Source organism: Streptomyces sp. CB02959 (genome assembly GCF_002803155.1).
Lineage (GTDB): Bacteria > Actinomycetota > Actinomycetes > Streptomycetales > Streptomycetaceae > Streptomyces.
In genome coordinates this window covers 165,855-186,914 of record NZ_NNBP01000012.1, presented here as the reverse complement: position 1 = coordinate 186,914, position 21,060 = coordinate 165,855, and the positions used below count along the sequence as shown (strand labels likewise).

At 73.3% G+C, this 21,060-nt stretch carries 13 protein-coding genes; 7 read left to right on the top strand and 6 right to left on the bottom strand.

The features are described 5' to 3' along the window. From CG747_RS20785 to CG747_RS20775, 3 genes are all read left to right on the top strand, one after another. Positions 1-657 carry a TetR/AcrR family transcriptional regulator gene (locus CG747_RS20785; protein WP_100603280.1) on the top strand — a complete coding sequence of 219 codons (657 nt, stop codon included), beginning with the start codon at positions 1-3 and terminating at the stop codon, positions 655-657. A 95-nt stretch (positions 658-752) separates the two neighbouring features. Beyond that, the gene (locus CG747_RS20780) at positions 753-1,910 is read left to right on the top strand and encodes an acyl-CoA dehydrogenase family protein (RefSeq protein ID WP_100603366.1); all 1,158 of its coding nucleotides are present in this window, start codon (positions 753-755) and stop codon (positions 1,908-1,910) included. A gap of 20 nt (positions 1,911-1,930) precedes the next feature. Then, a complete protein-coding gene (locus tag CG747_RS20775; RefSeq protein ID WP_100603279.1) occupies positions 1,931-2,836 on the top strand; it encodes an acyl-CoA thioesterase II in 906 nt (301 codons plus the stop codon). An 85-nt stretch (positions 2,837-2,921) separates the two neighbouring features. On the opposite strand, the gene CG747_RS20770 is transcribed toward CG747_RS20775, so the two are convergent. Then, entirely contained in the window at positions 2,922-3,713 is a 792-nt protein-coding gene (locus tag CG747_RS20770) for a phosphatase (protein WP_100603278.1), read from the bottom strand. 192 nt (positions 3,714-3,905) lie between these two features. On the opposite strand from CG747_RS20770, the gene speB reads away from it, so the two are divergent. Then, the gene (speB, locus tag CG747_RS20765; protein WP_100603277.1) at positions 3,906-4,877 is read left to right on the top strand and encodes an agmatinase; all 972 of its coding nucleotides are present in this window, start codon (positions 3,906-3,908) and stop codon (positions 4,875-4,877) included. An 86-nt stretch (positions 4,878-4,963) separates the two neighbouring features. Here the strand turns inward: speB and CG747_RS20760 are convergent, their stop codons facing one another. From CG747_RS20760 to CG747_RS49600, 4 genes are all read right to left on the bottom strand, one after another. After that, complete coding sequence (locus CG747_RS20760) at positions 4,964-7,216, bottom strand: ATP-binding protein (RefSeq protein ID WP_100603276.1); 2,253 nt, start codon at positions 7,214-7,216, stop codon at positions 4,964-4,966. A gap of 79 nt (positions 7,217-7,295) precedes the next feature. Next, complete coding sequence (locus tag CG747_RS50725) at positions 7,296-13,673, bottom strand: toxin glutamine deamidase domain-containing protein (RefSeq protein ID WP_100603275.1); 6,378 nt, start codon at positions 13,671-13,673, stop codon at positions 7,296-7,298. 178 nt (positions 13,674-13,851) lie between these two features. Then, positions 13,852-14,241, bottom strand: a complete 390-nt coding sequence (locus tag CG747_RS20750) for a hypothetical protein (protein ID WP_100603274.1) — start codon at positions 14,239-14,241, stop codon at positions 13,852-13,854. 151 nt (positions 14,242-14,392) lie between these two features. Then, positions 14,393-14,854, bottom strand: a complete 462-nt coding sequence (locus tag CG747_RS49600; protein ID WP_257980572.1) for a hypothetical protein — start codon at positions 14,852-14,854, stop codon at positions 14,393-14,395. Between the two features lie 266 nt (positions 14,855-15,120). Between CG747_RS49600 and CG747_RS20740 the strand changes: the two genes are divergently transcribed. Next, positions 15,121-15,840: a hypothetical protein gene (locus CG747_RS20740; RefSeq protein ID WP_100603273.1), complete on the top strand. Its 720-nt coding sequence runs from the start codon at positions 15,121-15,123 to the stop codon at positions 15,838-15,840. A 122-nt stretch (positions 15,841-15,962) separates the two neighbouring features. On the opposite strand, the gene CG747_RS20735 is transcribed toward CG747_RS20740, so the two are convergent. After that, entirely contained in the window at positions 15,963-17,534 is a 1,572-nt protein-coding gene (locus CG747_RS20735; protein ID WP_100603272.1) for a PucR family transcriptional regulator, read from the bottom strand. A 201-nt stretch (positions 17,535-17,735) separates the two neighbouring features. On the opposite strand from CG747_RS20735, the gene CG747_RS20730 reads away from it, so the two are divergent. Together CG747_RS20730 and CG747_RS20725 are read left to right on the top strand one after the other, a co-directional pair. Further along, positions 17,736-19,238 carry a sodium:solute symporter gene (locus CG747_RS20730; RefSeq protein WP_100603271.1) on the top strand — a complete coding sequence of 501 codons (1,503 nt, stop codon included), beginning with the start codon at positions 17,736-17,738 and terminating at the stop codon, positions 19,236-19,238. A gap of 66 nt (positions 19,239-19,304) precedes the next feature. After that, positions 19,305-21,050 carry a thiamine pyrophosphate-binding protein gene (locus CG747_RS20725; RefSeq protein ID WP_100603270.1) on the top strand — a complete coding sequence of 582 codons (1,746 nt, stop codon included), beginning with the start codon at positions 19,305-19,307 and terminating at the stop codon, positions 21,048-21,050. Positions 21,051-21,060 lie beyond the last annotated feature (10 nt).

Genomic DNA, 21,060 nt, shown 5'->3' with positions numbered 1-21,060 from the left:
ATGAGTAATGCGCAGGCCCCCGCCCCGACCAGCCGCCGCGAGCAGATCCTCAAGGAGGCCGCCCGGCTCTTCGCGGAGCGCGGTTTCCACGGCGTCGGCGTGGACGAGATAGGGGCGGCCGTGGGCATCTCCGGGCCCGGGCTCTACCGGCACTTCGCCGGCAAGGACGCGATGCTCGCCGAGCTCCTCGTCGGGATCAGCGAGCGGCTGCTGGCCGGCGGCCGGATGCGGGTCGAGGAGGGCGGCGAGACCCCGGCGGCGGTGCTCGACGCGCTGATCGACGGGCATATCGACTTCGCGCTCGACGACCGGCCCCTGATCACCCTGCACGACCGTGAACTGGACCGCCTCCGGGAGGCCGACCGCAAGCGGGTCCGGCAGCTCCAGCGGCAGTACGTCGAGCTGTGGGTGGAGGTCGTCCGGCAGGTCCACGCCGAGTCGTCGGAGTCCGAGGTGCGGGCGGCCGTGCACGCGGTCTTCGGGCTGCTGAACTCCACCCCGCACCTGGGTCGGCCGGGCTCGCTCCCGGGGCGTACGGAGATGGCGCTGCTGCTGCACCGGCTGGCGCTGGGGGCGTTCGGGGCGGTGGACGCCGGGGTGCCGGAGGCGGTCGCGGACGGCGCGCGGGGTGTGGCGATGTCGCGCCGGGCGGACTGAGGGGCCGCTCCTTCCCCGCTCTGGACAGCTTTGGTGACCGGCGGGTAGCTTTCGCTGAGCAAACGCTTAGTGTGGTGGTGAAGGAGGCCAAGGGCATGCGTCGGACGGTGTTCAACGAGGATCACGAGGCGTTCCGCGAGACCATACGCGCCTTTATCGAGGCCGAGGTCGTGCCCGTGTACGACGAGTGGTGCGCCGCCGGCCAGGCGCCCCGCGACTTCTACTACAGGCTCGCCGAGCTGGGCGTCTTCGGTATCCGCGTCCCCGAGGAGTACGGCGGCGCCGGCATCGACTCGCACAAGTTCGAGGCCGTGATGTACGAGGAGACCGCCCGCGCCGGCGTCTCCTTCGGCGGCTCCGGGGTCCACGTGCTGCTCGGCCTGCCGTACATCGAGATGCTCGCCACCGAGGCGCAGAAGCAGCGCTACCTGCCCAAGTTCGTCTCCGGCGAGGAGATGTGGGCGCTGGCGATGACCGAGCCGGGCACCGGCTCCGACGTCGCCGGCATGAAGACCACCGCCAAGCTCTCCGCCGACGGCACCCACTACGTCCTCAACGGCTCCAAGACCTTCATCACCGGCGGCGTGCACGCCGACCGCGTCATCGTCTGCGCCCGCACCTCCGCGCCGCGCGAGGACGACCGCCGCTTCGGCATCTCCCTCTTCGCCGTCGACACCACGTCCGAGGGCTACTCCATCGGCCGCAAGCTCGACAAGCTCGGCCTGAAGGTCTCCGACACCGCCGAGCTGGCGTTCGTCGACGTCAAGGTGCCCGTCGAGGACCTGCTCGGCGAGGAGAACAAGGGCTTCTCCTACCTCGGCCGGAACCTGCCCTCCGAGCGCTGGGGCATCGCCTTCGGCGCCTACGCGCAGGCCAAGGCCGCCGTCCGGTTCGCCCAGCAGTACGTGCAGGAGCGCACCGTCTTCGGCAAGACCGTCGCCTCCTTCCAGAACACCAAGTTCGAACTGGCCGCCTGCCAGGCCGAGGTGGACGCCGCCGAGGCCGTCGCCGACCGCGCGCTGGAGGCCCTGGACGCCGGCGAGCTGACCCCGGCCGAGGCCGCCTCCACGAAGCTCTTCTGCACCGAGGTCGCCCACCGCGTCATCGACCGCTGCCTCCAACTGCACGGCGGCTACGGCTTCATGAACGAGTACCCGATCGCCCGCCTCTACGCCGACAACCGCGTCAACCGCATCTACGGCGGCACCAGCGAGGTCATGAAGTCCATCATCGCCAAGTCCATGGGTCTCTGAGGGCGCGAGGGTCCACGCACGTGAACGATGCACCGCAGTCGGACGCCCTGCACGCGCTGCTCGATCTGCTCGACCTGGAGCCGATCGAGCAGGACATCTTCCGCGGCCGGAGCCGGGCCTCGGTCGTCCCCCGGGTGTTCGGCGGCCAGGTCGCCGCGCAGGCCCTGGTCGCGGCCGGGCGCACGGTCCCCGCCGACCGGCCGCCGCACTCGCTGCACGCCTACTTCCTGCGCCCCGGCGACCCCGGCGCGCCCATCGTCTACACCGTCGACCGGATCCGCGACGGACGGTCCTTCACCACCCGGCGGGTGGTCGCCGTCCAGCACGGCAAGCCGATCTTCCACCTCACCGCGTCCTTCCACGCGTACGAGGAGGCGGCCCTGGAACACCAGGAGCCGATGCCGGCGGCGCCGGATCCGCTGACCCTGCCGACGCAGGCCGAAATGCTGCCGCGGTACGCCGACCGGTTCCGCGAACCGGACATGGTCCAGCGGCTGCTGGAGGCCCGGGACGCCGTCGACCTGCGCTACGTGGAGGAGCCGCCGTTCGGCAGCGCGGGCACCGCCCGGGCGCCCCGGTCGCAGGTGTGGTTCCGCACCGACGGCAAGTTGGACGGTCCAAAGGACCTGCCGCTGCTGCACATCTGCCTGGTGACGTACGTCTCGGACATGACCCTGCTGGACTCGGTGCTGCTGGCCCACGGGCGCGGCGGCTGGGCGGTGGGCGACGTCGTGGGGGCGAGCCTCGACCACGCGATGTGGTTCCACCGGCCGCTGCGGGCCGACGAGTGGCTGCTCTACGACCAGGAGTCGCCGACCGCGGGAGGCGGCCGGGGGCTGGGGACGGGCCGGATCTTCACGGCCGACGGGCGGTTGGCGGTCTCCGTGGTGCAGGAGGGCGTCGTGCGGGTGCCGCGGGAGGACTGAGGCCGGCGCGACCGTCGGCGGTGACGGCCGCCGGCCCCGGTCCCCCGGAGGCCCGCTGCGTCCGCGCGCTGGTGGTCAGCGCAGGTCAGCGCAGGTCAGCCGCCGCCAGCAGGTAGGTGGTGAGCGGGTCGTAGTGGCGGGGGCTCAGGACGTGGTCGTCCAGGGGGACGGTGACCTGGACGGTGCCCTCGGACTCGGCGAGGAAGAGCGCGGGGTCGTTGCAGTCCGCGAAGCCGATGGTGGGGATGCCGCGCCGGCCCGCGCAGCCGGCCCAGCCGTGGTCGGCCATGACCAGGTCCGGCTGGGGGCGGCCGGCGCGCTCCAGGCCGTCCAGGACGGCGGCCATCGGCTCCGGCGAGTGGGTGTGCCACAGCGTCGCGCCGCGCTCCAGCATCGCCACGTCGCCGAACTGGAAGACCATGCCGTCGTCGGCGTGCAGCCCGTCGGGGATGACCACGATCTCGCAGCCCCGGTCGCGCAGGGCCTGGGCGGTGGCGCGGTGCACGTCGAGCAGGCCGCCCGGGTGGCCGGTGGCGAACAGGACGCGCTGGCCGTCGGCGGCCGCCTTGCGCAGCACCGCGGCCGCGCGGTCCAGGGCGTCCACGGTCAGCTCGGGGTCGATGGTGTCCTGGCCCTGCCGGTGGTGCGGGTCGTCGCTGACGCCGCAGCGCTCCGCCATCACGGCCAGCACGTCCTGCTCGTCCGTCCAGCGGTCGCCCAGCTCCAGGCCGAACCAGTAGTGGCGGTCGCCGTTCGCGAGCCGGCGGTAGTGCAGGAGGTTGTTCTCGCGGGGGGTGGCGACCTGCCCGGCGATCCGGGTCCGTACGAGGTGGTCGATGAGTTCGGCACGCGAGGGGGCGGTAGCGGCTATCGGCATAGCGACATTGTGCCCTTACGGATCTCCGCGGGCCGGGCGTTCCACAGCGCGGACACCGGGCGGACACGGGCCGGACACGACCGGAGCGGCGCGGCGGACGGCGGCGGGCGCTGGACGAAATGTCGAACGCCGGTGGCCCGGAGATCGGAAATGTCCATGTCCCGGGTGCCGGGGCGGTCCTAATCTGCCCCCATGACCACCGCATCGCACGAGCCCGTGGGCCCCGTCGACTCCTCCCGTATTCCGCGCTACGCCGGGCCCGCGACCTTCGCGCGGCTGCCCCGCCTCGACGAGGTCGGCGGCCGGACCGATGTCGCCGTCGTCGGTGTCCCCTTCGACACCGGCGTCTCCTACCGCCCGGGCGCCCGCTTCGGCGGCAACGCGATCCGTGAGGCATCGCGGCTGCTGCGGCCGTACAACCCGGCGCAGGACGCCTCGCCGTTCGCGCTGGCGCAGGTCGCGGACGCCGGGGACATCGCGGCCAACCCGTTCAACATCAACGAGGCCGTGGAGACCATCGAGGCCGCCGCGGACGACATCCTCGGCTCCGGCGCCCGCATGATGACGCTCGGCGGCGACCACACCATCGCGCTGCCGCTGCTGCGCTCGGTCGCCAAGAAGCACGGCCCGGTGGCGCTGCTGCACTTCGACGCGCACCTGGACACCTGGGACACCTACTTCGGTGCCGAGTACACCCACGGGACCCCGTTCCGGCGGGCCGTCGAGGAGGGCATCCTCGACACCTCCGCGCTCTCCCACGTCGGCACCCGCGGTCCGCTCTACGGCAAGAAGGACCTCACCGACGACGAGAAGTTGGGCTTCGGCATCGTCACCTCGGCGGACGTCTACCGCCGCGGCGCCGACGAGATCGCCGACCAGCTGCGCCAGCGCATCGGTGACCGGCCGCTCTACATCTCCATCGACATCGACTGCCTCGACCCGGCCCACGCCCCGGGCACCGGCACGCCGGAGGCGGGCGGCATGACCTCCCGCGAGCTCCTGGAGATCCTGCGCGGGCTGGCGTCCTGCAACCTGGTGTCCGCCGATGTCGTCGAGGTCGCGCCGGCCTACGACCACGCGGAGATCACGGCCGTGGCCGCCTCGCACACCGCGTACGAGCTGACCACGATCATGTCGCGGCAGATCGCGGACGCACGCGGCTGATCGACCGCGGATCCACCGGAACCGCCGGCGAGCCCTGGGCCCGCCGGCGGTTCTCGTGCGTGCGGCGCGGGCCGCGGGCGGGGCGGTCAGGCCGGCCTGAGGCCGGGGAGGGTCCAGCCGCTGACGATCAGGTCGGACTCCATGGAGCCGGAGAGCACCGCCTGCCACGCGTGGCTGTCCTCGACGAGGGGGTCGACGCGGGCCGCCCACTCCCGGAGGGCGGACCTGGCGTCACGGTGCTCGGCGGTGGTGGCGAAGGCGCTGGTCTCGAAGGTCCGGTAGAGCCAGAGGAGCGCGAGGTACTGGGGGAGGCTGCCGGCGACGGCGAGTTCGAAGGACGCGCCGGACCGGCCGTCCTGGACGATCCGGCCGGTGGCGGCGTCGAGATACGCGCCGGAGCCGATCCAGGTGCCCAGGGGGTGGAAGGGGCCGGGGCCGGGGGAGGGAACGGCGGGCTCGGCCTGCCAGTCGGCGGTGGGCAGGCCGATCTCGTCGAGGGGCGGGACGGTCGCCAGGTAGAGGTGGCCGTTGATGACGGGGACGCCGGTCCCGGTCAGGCAGCGGCGGGTGGCCTCGTCCAGGCCGGGCGGCAGGGCGTCGGCGGGCAGGGTGCGGCAGGAGTCCGCACCGAAGGCCCGGGTGAGGGCCGCGCGGGAGGGGCCCGGCGGCGTGCCGAGTTCCGCCGGGAACTCCCAGGTGGCCGCCGTGGTGTGCGGGGCGATCAGCGGGGGCGCCCAGCGGGGCAGGGGGAGGTCCTCGTCGCCGCGGGGCGCCGGGTGGTGGACGTCGACGGCGAACAGCCCGCCGCGGCCCGCCAGGAGCCAGCGGTCGCCGTCCGCGGTGCAGCTGGCGGTGGCGCTGCGGGGGACGCGGAGGGGGGTGCGGTCGTCGAGGTCGAGGGCCGCTTCCCGGCCGCCCTCGAACCGGGTGCGTCCCTCGACGCTTTCGAGGTCGCCCTCCAGGTCGTAGAAGAGGTCGACGGTGGTGGGGGGCGCGAGCTCCGTGCCGTCCGCGATGCTCCACACGCGCTCGACGGCCTGGTCGTCGCCTTCGGGCAGGACGTAGGCGCCGTCCTGGTAGACCGGGAGCAGGCGTTGGCCGGCTACGGCGCCGATGCCGTCGAGGGCTCCGGGGAACAGGTGGTCCACCTTGCCGGTTTCGCCGGGGACGGGGCCGAAGACGCCGTAGGGGCGGTAGTGCGACCAGGCGGTGCGCCAGGGCAGCGGGACGCCGGCGTCGGCGAGGGCCGCCGCCCATGCCGTCTCGCCGCGGTTGGTGGCCGCCCAGTGGAGCCAGGAGAGCCATTCGCCCTGGTCCTCCGGGGCGATCCCCTCGGTTTCGAGGTAGTGGATGTCGGCGGCGACGCCCCCTTGGGGGACGCCCTCCGGGAAGTGGTGGGCGAGCGCCTGGAGCACGGAGTAGCGCGTGCAGTGGGCGAGGGCCGGTGCGTCGGCGAGCAGCGCGGGGAGTTCGGTGCCGGAGAGGGCGGCGTGCAGGGCGAGGGCCTGGGCGGCGTAGGCGTGGACCGGGTCGGAGGGCGGACGGGTGCTGATCCCGGTGCGCAACTCCCCGGCGAGGGCGCCCTGTTGGGCCGCCGTGCACGGGCGGGCGGTGCGGGCGAGGTGCTTGAGGCCGTCGGTGCGGAAGCCCACCGCACCCTCGCCGGACGCCTCCGCGGGGTGCCGGAGCAGGACCTCCGGAAGGCGCTCGGCGAGGTCGGACAGCTCCGCGGCGGTCGCCGGGACACCGAGCGCCCGGGCGAGGAACTCCCAGACCGCAAGGGGCACCGCGGGGGTCTCCGCCGCCGCCAGGGCCTGCAGCGCCGGATGCCCGGCGAGCAACCGGGCCACCGGTGCCGCGTGCGCCGGGTGCCCCTCCAGACGTACGTCCTTGGGGCGGGTCACGGCCACCCGTTCGTGCGCGCCGTCCACCTCCACCACGACCGACATCCGCCCGCCGCTCCGCAGGGCGATCTCGGCGGCGAGGTCCCCGCCCACCCGCGTGGGTTCGCGGGAACCGAACAGCGGCCCGGCCCACTGCGCGTTCTCCAGGACCACCAGGGAGTCGCCGGAGTGCTGCGCGAGGGCGTCGCGCAGCGGCTCGCGGTCGCGCGAGGGGTCCGTGCGGAGCCCGAGTCCGGCGAGTACGGCGGCCGCGACCCGGTCGGCGGTCAGGCCGCGGCAATCGACCGCGACGGCCGCCGGGAAGTGCTGCCGGAGGTCGGCCAGCAACCGCGACTTGCCGGCCCCGGCCTGTCCGGACACCTGGAGGACGACGCCCGACGGGCCGGCCTGCTCCAGCAGGCCGAGGGCGGTCCGAAGGGCCTCGCGGTGTTGCACGTTCCGAACTCCGATCCAGGGGCAGGGGTGGTGTGCGTATCTGGGCGGTGCGCGCAGCAGTTCAGCGGCGGTGCGTGTATCAGTACGAGGCTACCTTCATCCACACGCGGAGCATCTCGCCCCGGGCCCGGTCCATATCCTCCTTCCGCCGCAGAATCGACTCCTTCTGCGCTTCCTTGATCGCCGCATCGGCCTTCTCCTCGCCGACGCTCTCCCGAATGCGTGTCACCTCCTGCGGGGAAAGGCCGTTGTCGCGGTAGCCGACCCCGTAGTAGATCGTTGTCGCATTCGTCCGGTGCGGGAGATTTCCGCGCTCTTCCGGCGGGATGTCGTGGTACTTGGTGCGTTCCTGGTCCAAGGGGCGTTCGAATTCATGCGACAGGTAGTAGGAGCAGTTGGCCGAAGCCGGATCCGTCCCGGAGCCGCAGGGCTCGAACTCCGTGTACATCGTGGGCGTCTTGTACCCCTCGGGATTCTCCGCGTACATCTTCCGGTACGCCTCGCCGAGCACCGGCTCCGAATGCTCCTGGGGTTTTCCGAAACTGTTGGCGGGCACCGAGGAGTCGATGACGTAATGCGTCTCGGTGGTGCCGTCCGGCTTCGTCTTCTGCACTTCCAGGACCGCGTAGTTCTTTCCGGAGAAATCCGGACGCAGCCTGGAGGCGCCCGCCTGGACCTCCGGATCGGTGCTCTTCGACGGATTGCCCACCACATTCCGCCACAGCGCGTTGAATTTCCGCTGCTCCTTGGCGAGTTCCTTCGTGTTCGGCTCTTCCCCGCGTTCGATGACGTTCTGCCGTATGGCATAGGCGCGGGCCTGCGGCGCGGGGTCCACCGGGTCGCCGCTCTTGGGGTCGTGGCGGGAGTGGAGGTAGGAGCCGCCGGAGTTCTCCACGGCGTGCGCGTCGTGGAACTGGTGGCTCATGCGGGCGATGGCACCCACCGTGGCGAGCTGCTCCGACTGCTTCATCGCACCGAACCCCGGCAGCAGGTGTTCGAGCCGGTCCTTGGTGAGGGGGCCCTTCGCCGATTCGTCGATGGCGTGCAGCAGCGGCGGTTTGGGATCGCCTTCCTTCGCCGGCTCGGCCCAGCGGTTCAGATGGTCGACGACCGGTTCGAGATTCACCTGCCGGACGTCGTTGGTGCGGCGCAGCGTCGACTGGGAATCGTCCGACAGCATCGTGTAGTGCTCGTGGGCGCCGTCGCCGGGCTGCCGGTGCTCGTACGGCGTGCTTCCCTCGGCCCGATTGCCGCTGTAGGTCTCGCTCGCCACATGGCTGCTCCGCTGCCGCATCGCCTGGCGCTTCGCGGCCTTCTCCTCCGGGGAGTCGTCGAGCTTGTGCTTCCCCTTCTTCGGCTTCTCGTCCCCGGTCTTGCCGTCGCCCTTGCCGTCCTTGTCGCCCGGGTGCTGCGTGTTCTTGTCGTGCCCCGAGGGCTGGTGGCCCGAGGGGTCGGGCGGCGGGAGGGCGCCGGGGTTGCGGGGGACCGGCGGCTGGTGCGGGTGCTCCGTACCGGAGTGCGCCGATGACTGGTGCTCGGGGCCCTGCCCTTGGGGGTGGTGGTCCTGGGGGTGGCGGTCCTGGGGACGGTGGTCCGCCGTGGGGTCCGGAGCATGCTCCGGCTTCGTCTCGGGTGCGCCATGGTGCGGGTGCTCGGCGTTCGGAGCATGCCCGTCGGCCGGGTCGTGGTGGGTACCCGGTGCGCCCGCGGGGTGGTGCCCGCCGCCGTACTGCTGGTTGGGGGCGTGCTGGGGGTAGGGCGGGTGCTGTTGTGGGTGCTGCTGCGGGTGTTGTTGCTGGGGATGCGGCTGTTGGTGGGGCTGTTGCTGTTGCTGTGGGTGCGGCTGCTGCTGGGGGTGCTGTACGTGTGGCTGCTGGGGGTGTTGCTGTTGCGGCGCGTGCTGCTGCGGCACATGGGGTTGCGGCTGCTGGTGCGGTGCCGGCGCGTGCTGCTGCGGGTACGGCTGGTGTTGCTGGTTGGGGTGCTGCTGATACGGGTGCTGAGGCTGGCCCTGGTGCGGCTGTTGGTATGGCTGTTGGTACGGGTTGTGGGGCTGCTGGCCCTGGTGTGGCTGCTGGTACGGGTTGTGTGGCTGTTGGCCGTGGTGCGGCTGTTGGTAGGGGTTCTGCTGCTGGTGCTGCTGCTGGTACGGGTTGTGGGGCTGCTGGTAGGGGTTGTGCGGCTGAGGCTGGGCGTGTTGCGGCTGCTGCTGGTGCTGCGGGTTCTGGGCGTACGGGTTGTGCGGCTGCGGCTGCGGCTGCGGCTGGTGGTGCTGCGGGTACGGCTGCTGATGCGGTTGCTGCTGTACGTGCGGTTGCTGCTGTGGCTGCTGCTGGCCGTAGTGGGGCTGTGGTTGCTGCTGGGGGTGGGGCTGCTGCGGCTGTTGCTGGTTGTGCTGTGGTTGCTGGTTGTTCTGGGGGTGATGTTGCTGGGGTTGGTTCTGGTTCTGGCTCTGGTTCGGGTTCTGGTGTTGCTGTTGGGGCTGGCCCTGGTGGTGGTTCTGGGCGGCGGTGGGGTCGAAGGGCTTGCGGTCGCCGTCGAGGGTGAGGTGCCAGACGCCCTCGGCGTGGGTGTGGATGGGCTGGTGGCTGATCTGGCCGGTCTGGCTGTCCACCCAGACGACCTTGCCGTTGTGGTTGACCGCGTTGAAGACGTGGGCGCCGCCGCCGGTGCCGTCCGGGTTCTTCGGCCACGTCACCAGGACGGCCGAGGCCGAGCCGTGGCCCGCCTGCTGGAGCTCGTGGGCGATGTTGGTGTAGCTGTCGTGGGCGTTCTGGCCGGAGTTGCGGAAGTTGGTGCCCGCCCAGTTCTGGATGTTGTGGGTGCCGTCCCGTTCACCGCTGGCGCGGTCGAGGTTGCCGTGCGCGTCCGTGTCGTACGTACGCGGCGCGGAGACCTGCGGGTTCCCGTACCAGGACTCCATGAAGGAACGGGTGCAGTCGGCGCAGTTGTTGGACCGGCCGGGCACGGTCGGGCCGCCGTCGTTCTGGTACCTGGCCCACGGCTGGAACGGGTCGGCGTGGACCTGCGGGGAGCCGTCCGGGTTCCGCGGGAAGTGGTGCTCCAGCGCCTGCTGGTCGTGCGGGAACGGTGAATACAGGCCGCCCGGGTGGTGGTTGAGACCGGCCCGGACGTCGTGGAGGCTCGGCTGCTGATGGTGCGGCACCTGCTGCTGGTGCTGCTGCGGGTGCTGAGGCTGCTGGTGGTGGTCCTGCGGCTGCTGCTGGTTGTGGTGCTGTTGCTGTTGGTTCTGGTGGGGGTGCTGCTGGGGCGCCTGGTGCTGGGGCTGGTGTTGCTGGTTGGGGTGCTGCTGTTGGGGGTTGTGCGGCTGCTGGTTCTGCTGCTGCGGGTGGTGGCTCTGGAGCGTGGGTTGCTGAGGGTGGTGCGCCTGGTTCTGCTGTGGGTGCGGCTGCTGCGGGTGGTGGGGCTGAGGCTGGTGCTGCGGCGCAGGCTGCTGCTGGGGGTGGTGCGGCTGCTGGTGGTTCTGCTGCGGGTGCTGGGGGTTGGGGTTCTGCGGGTGCCCGGCGCTCGGTGAGTGCTCGGGGTTCTGCGAGTGCTCGGGAGACGGGGAGTCCGGACGGTTGGTCTCCGGATGGTTGGTCTCCGGGCGGTTGCTCTCCGGGTGCTGCGAGGGGTGGTTGTCCTCCGGGCGCGGGATGTCCGCGTGGGTGTTCTCCGGACGCGGGCGGTCGGCGTCCGGGTGGTGCGGAGCGTCGGGCCGCGGCGTTTCCGGGCGCTGGGCGTCGGGGTGGTGCTCCTGGGGACGGGGCGGGGCCGGAGCCTCGTCGGGGTGGTGGCCGTCGGCAGGGCGGTCCGGGTGCGGCTGGTCGGTGCGTGTCGGCCGCTGGTCCCCGTGCGGGGCATCCGGTCGCTGGTTCTCCCCCTGGGGGGCTTCCGGTCGCCGGTCCTGCGGAGGGTGGGCGTCCGCGGGCCGTGGGGCGTCCGGGTGGTGCGCGTCGGGGTGTTGGACGTTCGGGTGGCCGGCGTCCGGGCGGGGGCCGTCCAGGCGCGGGTTGTACGGCGGGCGTTCCGGGGCGCGGCGTTGGGTGGGGTCGTGGACGGCCTGGGTGCCGTCCGGGCGGCGGTTGGGGCCGGGGGCGGTGGCGTTGGAGCGGGGACCGTCCAGGCGCGGGTTGTACGCCGGGCGTTCCGGATTCCGCTGCTGGGTGACGTCACGGACCGCCTGGGAACCGTCCGGCCGGCGGTTGCTCTGGGCACCGCCGCCGCTGTCGGCGGTCGGGCGGGTGGGCGAGGCACTGGGGGCGCTCGAACCGGCCGCGGGCGCGCCGCCGCCGTGCGCGGGCATGGCGGTGGGCATCCCCGTCGAGGGGCCGGAGCCCTGCGGGCCCGACTGCGAAGGTCCGCCTGCCGTCGGCGAGTTGGGGCTGTTGGTGCCGGAGTCGGTGGCGCTGTGCTGGGTGGGCGGCGGCGCGGTCATGGTGTCGGCGGACTGGGTGCGCACGGTGGTGTCGTGGTCGCCGCCGACGGGGGACGTGGGGTCGCCCGGCGCCGGATCGCGGTGCTGGACGGACGGTTGGCCGCCCGAGTGCTGAACCGGTGCGCCCTGGGCGGGCACGCTCACGTGCGGTACGGACGGGCGGCCGCCCGTACCCCCGCCGCCCGACGACCCGGAGGAGTCTGAGGAACCGGACGAGGCTCCGCCGCCGGTGCCGCTACCGGCGCCGCCGTCGTGGGACGGGGCGGGGGAGGGGGACGGCTGCGGGCCGCCCGCTCCCTGGTCGCCGTGTGAACTCCCCTCGTGGACGGGGGAGTTGGCCGGGCTCGGGGCGGTGTGCTCCGGCGCCGGCTGGGTGCTGACGGAGTCGGCATGGCTCGGGGTCGTGCTGTGCTCGGGCGCCGGCTGGGTGCTGACGGGGTCCGGGGTGTGGTCCGGGGTGGGGTGGGTACCGACGGAATCCGGGCGGCCGGCGTCCGGGGTGGGGTGGGTGCTCACCCCGTCCTGGTGCGGCGCGTCGGGGGTGTGGTCGGCGGTCGGCTGGGTGCTGATCGACTCCGGGCGCGCGGAGTCGGGGGTGTGGTCGGCCGTGGGGTGGGTGCTCACCCCGTCGGGGTGTTCCGAGCTCGGGGCGTGGCCGGAGTCGGGGGAGTGGGACTCCCCGTACGGGTCGTGGCCGCCCTGGTAGCCCTCGTCGAAGGGGGAACGGTGTGCCGGGTCCGGGAGGGGTGGGGCGGCGGGCCTGGGGTGATCGCCCCCGGAGCCGGAACCGGAAGGGGAGTCGGAACGGGAGCCGGAATCGGAACGGGACTCGGAGCCGGTGCCCGAGTCGGCGTGTTCGGGGGTGGTGGACGGGCTGTCACCGGCGCGCGGGGCGTGGGACGGCCCACCGGAGCCCGCTCCGGAGCCGCCGCCTGCGCCGCCGTGCTCGCCGGAACCGCCGCCCGAGCCGGAGTACTCCCCCGATCCGCTGCCCGATCCACTGCCCGATCCGCTTCCGGAACCACCGTGTTCGCCGGAACCGGAACCAGAACCGGATCCAGACCCGGACCCACCGTGTTCGCCAGCCCCAGACCCAGGCCCAGCCCCAGACCCAGCCCCGGACCCACCGTGTTCGCCGCCCCCCGTGCCCGAGCCGCCCTCTCCGGAGCCGTGTTCCCCGCTGCCGTGTTCTCCGCTACTGCCGTGTTCCCCGCTACTACCGTGCTCCCCGCCGCTGCCGCCGTGTTCACCCCCGCCGTGCTCGCCCCCGTGGCCGGCCGCGTGGTCCAGCCCGGTGCGGGCGTGGTGGCCCGCCTTGCCGCCCAGCGCGTCGCGGAAGTTGGTGCCGAGGTTCTCGCCGGTGTTCTTGAGGGAGTCGGTGGCCGACTCGGCGCCGGTCTTGAGGCTGCGGTTGACGTCGAAGCCGTTCTGCGCGCCGAACGACATGTTGACGCCCTGGGCGATGGCGTCGGAGATCATCGCCTGCAGCGCGTCCATGGCCGGCTGCTTGACGGTGTTCACGATCGCCTCGATCAGGGCGTCCTTCGCCTCCTTGAGGATGCGGCGGACGATGAGGCGGGTGGCCTGGGTCGCCCCCGCGGCCCCGATTTCGGACAGTCCGAGGGTGAAGGGGGCGGCCGCCTGCGCCGCGATGATCTCTGCCGCGAGGATCGCCAACTGGGCGATCACCGCGACTTTCATCCCGATGATCACCCCCGATCCGGCGTCCATCGCGAAGGCGATCAGCTCGGCGGCCTCGCGGGCGTCGTCGAGGTAGCCGTTGCCGCCGTCGGAGAACTTGTCCCAGGTCTTGCTGAAGCCGTCGATGCTGTCGCCGGTGTTCGCGGACAGGACGTTGCCGGCCGCGGTGACGCCTTCGGACTGGAGTTGCTCCACCGTGCGGGCGAACTCCCGCCACTGGTCGCCGGACTCGATCATCTTGTCCTCGTCGCCCGTCGGCCAGTCGTAGCCGAGCATCTGAAGGACCCACTCCAGCCAGTCCGGCAGCATGATTGACATTGGGAATCCCCCGTAGGACGGCGAAGCGGCGATCGCGAAGAAGTGGAAGACGGGTACCCGGGACGCCGGCGGGTGCGCGGGGCGGCCGGGCGTTGCGGTACGGAGTGGTGAGGTGCGGAGTGCGGGAGTCCGGGGCGCGGGGGACGGTCAGGTGGTCCCCGGGCCGCGGGAAGGGCGCTCAGGCCGAGGCGTTGGGGGCCTTGAAGTTGCTGATCATCTGGGTCTCGGCCTCGGCGTTGGCGATGTGCTGCTGCATCAAGGAGTGGTTGAAGTCCTCGTTGCCCTCGTGGTTGCTCGCCATGGTGGTGAGCGCACCGCCGATCTCCTGGAGTTTGGCGGCGAGGTGGCCCATCGACTCGTACATGCCGTCGCGCAGGCCCTCGTAGACGACCCCGAACTTCGAGCCGATGTCGTCGTCACCCCACGGCGGGGTGCTGGTCCCCTCCAGATTGGTGAGGCCGTTCTTCAGTTTCTCCACGGCGGACTGGTAGCGCTCGCCGATGTCGGTGAAGCTGCTGCCGCCCGATTTCAGTGACGGTACGTCCGCCTGCAATCCGTCGCCGGCCATGCCCCATCCCCCGTTCAGAGCTCGTCACATACTGTCCGGCCGTGGCGAATTCTAGTCGCGCCGGTCGACGCCCCATCAAGACGTCTGCTGTCACAGAGTTGTCATCGTCCGGCCGCCGCCCGTACGGCGCGGCGGTCGGCTTCCGGGTGCCTCAGGCCGTTCCCGGGCGGTACCACTGCCGGTAGACGGCAATGGCGGACTCCGGGGGGAAGTTGGGCACGGTGGTCACGTCGCCGTTGCTCTTGGTGATCACGATGTTGGTGCCGCCCGGACTGGTGGGCGGTGCGGTGGGGTCCTCGGGGGCGGGCCAGCCGGCGTAGACGAGGTAACCCTCGTCGAACGCGTGGACGAGGAGCGAGACCGGGCCGCCCGGGGAGCCGACCGGCGGGAAGTAGGCGCGGCCGATCTCCAGGGCGTGCTCGGCGGAGGTCGGGACGACCTTGGGCGGGGCGCCGGCGCCGGGCTGCAGGCCCGGGACGGTGCTCGGCGGGTACGGCGGCGGCGTCGGCGGTTCGCCGGCGGCACCGGTCGGGGCGCCCGTGCTCCCGCCCGTGGCGCCGCCGGGGGCGGCGCCCGCGTTCCCGGCCGGGTCGCCGGCTGCGGAGTCCGTCATGGAGGTCCCTTCCGTGTCGCATCGCTGGTCATGCCGGCCGTCATGGCACGCCGTCATACAGGAGTCATGATCAAGTCAAGGCCGTGATGTTCCGGCCAACCTAGCCGACGCCGGGGAAGAGGGGACAGGCCATGTGCGCGTCCCGCGACCGCCGGTATCCGTGTTAGCCGGTTGTTAGTGGAGTGGCAGCCTTTCGATAGGGGTCCCGAGCAGAGTGGGTGGCGTACCGGGGGGCAACGACACCGACTGTCCTGGGGGGACTTGACATGAGCTCCAACACCACCGTCCGCACCGCTCGTCGCCGCACCCTGCGCATTGCCGCCGCGGCCCTGACCGCAGCCGCCGCGCTGTCCTTGACCGCCTGTTCGGGTTCGGACGCCGGCGGCGCGAAGGCCGCGGGCCAGGCGAGCACGGGCACCAGCGTGGCCGCCGCCGAGTCCAACGGCGCCGGCTCCGGCGCGAAGGCGGACACCAAGGCGGACACCAAGACCGACTCCAACGCCGGTGCCAAGGCGGGTACCGCGGGTGCGCAGTCGGGCGGTTCGCACGCCGGTTCGGCGAAGTCGTCGTCGCCGGTGCGTATCGACACGCTGGTGGACGGCAGCAAGGCGGAGATCTACGAGCTCGGTGACCAGCGTTACCGCGCCAAGATCATCAGTCGCGGTTCGGTGGTGGCGACGATGGAGACGTCGGGGGAGGAGATCGACGCCGGGCTCGACGCCAACGACATGTTCGTGGTGCTCACCATGGGCGGCGAGATCCATTCCTGGATGGGCGGTGGGCACCAGGGGCCGGGCACCTTCCAGGTCGCGGGCGGCTGGAAGGTCAAGGTCACGAAGGTCGGCGAGCTGCGGTACCGGGCGCAGATCATCGGCCATGACGGGGTGGCCGCCACGTTGGAGACGAAGGGGCACGACGTGGGGGTCGACGCCAACGGCGTGTACATCGTGCTCACCGCCGGCGGGCTGCTCAGCGCCCACCAGTAGCCGCCCGCCCGAGTACGCGGTGGAGCCGTCTCCGGCGGGGCGGCTCCACCGCCGTTTCGGCGGAAGGCGCGCGGGTGGCCGGGCGGTTCGTTCCGATCATTCCGAAGGCGCATTCCGGCGGTTCATTCCTGCGTTTCCCCCGGCGCGTCCTCCAGGGTGCGGAGGGCGAACCACAGCTCCATGCGGACGTCGGGGTCGTCCAGGTCGGTGTCCAGGAGGTGGGCGATACGGGCGATGCGTTGGCGGACGGTGTTGCGGTGGAGGCCGACGGCGACCGCCGTGCGGTCCCAACTGCCGTGCAGTGAAAGCCAGTTGCGGAGTGTGGTGCGCAGGTGCGGGGAGTCGGCGAGCGGGGCGAGGCGGGCCCGGGCGTGCTCCCGGGCGTCCGCGGGGTCGACGAGGGCGCCGAGGCCGTGCGGTCCGGCGGCATGGTGCCGCACCAGCCCGGTGCGGCGGGCGAGGGCGCGGCACAGGGCGGCCGCGGCGTGCCGGTCGGCGGCGGGCAGGTCGGCCACCGGCACCGGAGCGCTGACGCCCAGCGTCCAGCCGGGGAGCGCGGTGACCTCGCGGTCGCCGGGGACCAGCGCCCGTAGCCCGTCCGAGGTGGCGGCCGGGGCGACCAGGGGGGTCGCCAGGGCGGTGGCCAGGGTGGCCGGTGCGGCGGGGGTGTCGCGGCGGGGCGCGGCGTGCACGACGGTCCACCGGGGGTGGCCGAGGAGCGCGGCGACCTCGGCCGGGCGGGCGCCGACGAGGAGGTGGACCAGGGCCGCGGAGTGCGCGGTGGCGGCCGGGCCGGCGGCGGCGGACGGGCCGGTGATCAGGGAGAGAAGGACGGCGGCGACGCCCGCGATGGTGTGCGCGGGCGGATCGCCGGGCTCCGTGGCGACCACCAGGGCGAGCCCGCCGCCGGTGTCCTCGGGGCGGGCGGCGGCCGCCCGTTCCCGGTCCGCGGGCCCGGCGCCCGCCGGTCCCGTCAGGGCGTAGCCGGTCAGGTGGGTGCCCGGGAGGGTGTCCGCGGCCGAGGCGGGGCCGCCCGCGGTGACCACCCCGGCCAGGCGGACGGCCGCGGCCCGGCAGGCGGCGGAGGGGCGTGGGCCCGCCGAGCCGTGGGGGGTGCCGTCGGGGGCGAGCAGCGCGGCCCAGCCGTGCACGTGGCGGGCCAGCGCGCGCAGGACGGCGGCGGCCGGCTCCGGGCGGGCGGCGGCCGCGGACAGGGCGCGCTGGGCCGCGCCGATCCGGGTCAGTTCGCGGTGCCGGGCCTCGGTCACGGCCTGCCAGACGGCGCTCTCCACGGCCGTGAACGGCGTCTCCTCCGGGACCTCGACGAGCGCCAGCCCGTACCGGTCGCAGGCGTCCACCAGGGCCCGCGGGACGGTCCGGTGCACCGGTGCGATGCCGAACCCGAGGGCGGCGGCGCCGGCCGCGACGGTACGGGCGGCATAGCCGTCCAGATAGCCGTCGAGCGCGTCACCGTCCTTGGAGGCCACCGCCTCCGCCAGGTGGACGCCCGCGGTCAACAGCAGTTCGCCGCCCAGCAGATACGGCACCGGATCGGCCATCTCCGAGGTGTGCACCCAGTGGATCGGCACGCCCTCGCGGGGCCCGGCGAGCTGACGCAGGCCCAGGTCCGTACGGGCGAGCAGGTCCGCCAGGGGGACCGGCGGGGTGGACGGCGGGGGCAGTGGGCGCGGCATGTGCGAACCCTCCACGTAAGGGGCGGCGGAGTGGAGGAAACGTACACTTCAGCGCCGTCCGCGCGCCTCCTAGGGTCGACCCCCGAGACGGATCGCCCCCACCGCCCCGCTCGCCCCTCCCCTCACTCCCACCCCACAGCACCCCACCTCGCTCCCCCCGCTCTCCCCCTCTCCCCTCGGCGCAGCTGGAAGGGATGGCCCATGGCTGTCGACTACGCGGTGATCGTTCTCTATCTGGCCGGCATGCTCGCCATGGGGTGGTGGGGCATGCGGCGCGCCACGTCGAAGAGCGACTTCCTGGTCGCCGGGCGGCGGCTCGGCCCCGTGATGTACTCCGGGGCCATGGCCGCGATCGTGCTCGGCGGTGCCTCCACCATCGGCGGGGTCGGCCTCGGCTACCAGTACGGACTGTCCGGGGCGTGGATGGTCTTCACCATCGGCCTCGGACTGCTGGCGCTGAGCGTCTTCTTCTCGGCCCGGATCGCCCGGCTGAAGGTCTACACCGTCTCCGAGATGCTGGACCTGCGCTACGGCGGCGCCGCCGGGCTCATCTCCGGCGTGGTCATGTGGGCGTACACCCTGATGCTCGCGGTGACCTCGACCATCGCCTACGCGACCATCTTCGACGTCCTCTTCGGACTGGACCGCACCCCCGCGATCATCCTCGGCGGGGCGATCGTGGTGGCGTACTCGGCGCTCGGCGGCATGTGGTCGATCACCCTGACCGACATGGTGCAGTTCGTCGTGAAGACGATCGGCGTCCTGCTGCTCCTGCTGCCGCTCGCGATCGTCAAGGCGGGCGGCTTCGCCCAGTTGGCGGCCCGGCTGCCGGACGACTACTTCGCCCCGCTGGGCATCGGCGGCCGGACCGTCTTCACCTACGTCCTGATCTACTCGTTCGGGATGCTGATCGGGCAGGACATCTGGCAGCGGGTGTTCACCGCGCGCAGCGACCGGGTGGCGCGCCTGGGCGGCTCCGTGGCCGGTACGTACTGCCTGGTGTACGCGGTGGCGGGCGCGGCCATCGGCACCGCGGCGAAGGTCCTCTACCCCCATCTGGGCAGCCCGGACGACGCGTTCGCGACGATCGTGAAGGACGCGCTGCCGGTGGGGGTGCGCGGGCTGGTGCTGGCGGCGGCGCTGTCCGCGGTGATGTCGACGTCGTCGGGGGCGCTGATCGCCTGTGCCACGGTGGCCAACAACGACATCTGGGCGCGGGTGCGGCGCGGGACCCGGCGCCGGGCGGGGCAGCCGGAGGCGCCCGGCGGCCCGTCGTCCGAGGCGGCCGGGCCGCCCGACGAGGTGCGGGGGAACCGGCTGTTCATCCTGGTCATAGACGTCGCGGTGATCGTCGTCGCGATCGCGCTGAACAACGTCGTCGAGGCGCTCACCCTCGCCTACAACGTGCTGGTCGGCGGGTTGCTGGTGCCCATCCTCGGCGGACTGCTGTGGAAGCGCGGCAACGCCGCCGGGGCGCTGGCCTCGGTCGTGGTCGGCGGGCTGACCGTGGTCGGTCTGATGATCGCCCTCGGGGTCCTCGCCGACGAGCCCATCTACTACGGGCTGCTGGCCTCCCTCGTGGCCTACGTGGCGGTCAGTCTGGCCACCCGGCCCACGGACGCCGCGGTCCTGGCGGCCTGGCGGGAACGGCTGAGCCCGCTCCCCGCGGCCGTGGCGGGCGCCCCGGGCCCGTCCGGCGACTGACCCCGAGAGCCCCCAAGAGTCCCGAGAGCCGCCGACCGGCCCCGACGAGACGGAGAGAGCACCGCCATGAGCACCACCCCGACCCCCGCGCCCACCACGGCGGCCCGGCCGCCCCGCACCGGCGGCGACCTGGTGATCGAATCGCTCACCGCACTCGGCGCCGACACCGTCTTCGGCCTCCCCGGCCAGCACGCGCTCGGCCTGTTCGACGCGCTCCGCCGCGCGCCGGACGTGCGGTACGTGGGGCTGCGGGTCGAGAACAACGCGGGCTTCGCCGCCGACGCCTACGCCCGGACCACGCGCCGGGTCGCCCCGCTGCTGGTCTCCACCGGGCCCGGCGCGCTGCTGACGCTGCCCGCGCTCCAGGAGGCGGCCGCCGGTTCGGCCGCCGTCCTGGCCATCGGCAGCCAGGTGCCGGTGGCCGGGCTGGGCGGCGGCCGCCACGGCTATCTGCACGAACTCCCCGACCAGGCGGCCGCGTTCCGGGGGGTGGTCAAGTCCGTGCACACGGTGCGGACCGCGTCGCAGATCCCGTCCGCGGTGGCCGCGGCGTGGGAGTCGGCGCTCGGCGCCCCGCACGGCCCGGTGTGGCTGGAGATCCCGCAGGACGTGCTGCTGGCGCCGGTCGACGTCCCGCCGGTCGCCGAACTCGCCGTCTTTCCGAGGGAGTTGCCGCCGCGGCGCGAGCTGATCGAGGAGGCGGCCCGGCGGCTGGGGGCGGCCCGGCGGCCGGTGATCCTGGCCGGCGGGGGCGTCGTACGGGCCGGCGCGGAGGCGGAACTGCTGGCGCTGGCGGAGCGGTTGCGGGCGCCGGTGGCGACCACCTTCGGGGGCAAGGGCGCCTTCCCCTGGGAGCATCCGCTCTCCCTCCAGTCCTGGCTGGAGGACCGCCACACCACCGACTTCCTGGAGGACGCGGACACGCTCCTGGTGGTCGGTTCGGGGCTCGGCGAACTCTCCTCGAACTACCACACCTTCCGGCCGCGCGGCCGGGTCGTCCAGATCGAGGCGGACCTCGGCAAACTGGAGTCCAACCACGCCGGGCTGGGCCTCCACGCGGACGCCCGGACGGCGCTCGCCGCACTGCTGGCCGAGCTCCCCGGCAAGCTCCCCGAACCGCGCCCGGAACGGCGTCCCGACCAGCCGTCCCCTGACCAGCCGTCCCCCGACCAGCCGTCCCCCGACGAGCCGACCCCCGAGGCCGCCGTCGCCGCGCTGCTGGCCCGGGTCCGGGACCGGCTCGACGGCCAGGGGCTGGAGGCGGAGCGGCGGATCCTCGCCGCGGTCCGCGCGGCGCTGCCCGACGACGCGGTCAGCTGCTGGGACATGACGATCCTGGCGTACTGGGCCTGGTCGGCCTTCGACCCGCGGCGCACCAACGCGCTGCACTCCGCGCAGGGCGCCGGCGGCCTGGGCTACGGGTTCCCGGCGGCGCTGGGCGCGGCCGTCGCCGCCCCGGGCCGGCCGGTGCTGGCGGTCTCCGGCGACGGCGGCGCGATGTACTCGCTCGCCGAACTCGCCACCGCCCGCCAGTACGACCTGCCGGTGACCTGGCTCATCGTCGACGACGGCGGCTACGGCATCCTGCGGGAGTACATGACCGACGCGTTCGGCGCGACCAGCGCCGAGGCCACCGAGCTGACCCGGCCGGACTTCGTGGCGCTGGCCGGGGCGTTCGGGGTGCCGGCGGTCCGGACGGACCCGGAGCGGCTGGCCGCGGACCTGGCCGCGGCGCTGGCCGCCCCCGGCCCGTCGGTCGTCGTCCTCCCCGCCCGGTTGCGGATGTTCGCCCCCACGCACCTGACGGCGTGAGCGCGCCCGT

What these genes read in the sequence shown, in the direction of transcription:
- CG747_RS20770 (WP_100603278.1), bottom strand. Translation starts at nt 3,713, where the DNA reads ATGCCGATAGCCGCTACCGCCCCCTCGCGTGCCGAACTCATCGACCAC.
- CG747_RS20785 (WP_100603280.1), top strand. Translation starts at nt 1, where the DNA reads ATGAGTAATGCGCAGGCCCCCGCCCCGACCAGCCGCCGCGAGCAGATC.
- speB (WP_100603277.1), top strand. Translation starts at nt 3,906, where the DNA reads ATGACCACCGCATCGCACGAGCCCGTGGGCCCCGTCGACTCCTCCCGT.
- CG747_RS20750 (WP_100603274.1), bottom strand. Translation starts at nt 14,241, where the DNA reads ATGGCCGGCGACGGATTGCAGGCGGACGTACCGTCACTGAAATCGGGC.
- CG747_RS20725 (WP_100603270.1), top strand. Translation starts at nt 19,305, where the DNA reads ATGAGCACCACCCCGACCCCCGCGCCCACCACGGCGGCCCGGCCGCCC.
- CG747_RS49600 (WP_257980572.1), bottom strand. Translation starts at nt 14,854, where the DNA reads ATGACGGACTCCGCAGCCGGCGACCCGGCCGGGAACGCGGGCGCCGCC.
- CG747_RS20740 (WP_100603273.1), top strand. Translation starts at nt 15,121, where the DNA reads ATGAGCTCCAACACCACCGTCCGCACCGCTCGTCGCCGCACCCTGCGC.
- CG747_RS20735 (WP_100603272.1), bottom strand. Translation starts at nt 17,534, where the DNA reads ATGCCGCGCCCACTGCCCCCGCCGTCCACCCCGCCGGTCCCCCTGGCG.
- CG747_RS20730 (WP_100603271.1), top strand. Translation starts at nt 17,736, where the DNA reads ATGGCTGTCGACTACGCGGTGATCGTTCTCTATCTGGCCGGCATGCTC.
- CG747_RS20780 (WP_100603366.1), top strand. Translation starts at nt 753, where the DNA reads ATGCGTCGGACGGTGTTCAACGAGGATCACGAGGCGTTCCGCGAGACC.
- CG747_RS50725 (WP_100603275.1), bottom strand. Translation starts at nt 13,673, where the DNA reads ATGTCAATCATGCTGCCGGACTGGCTGGAGTGGGTCCTTCAGATGCTC.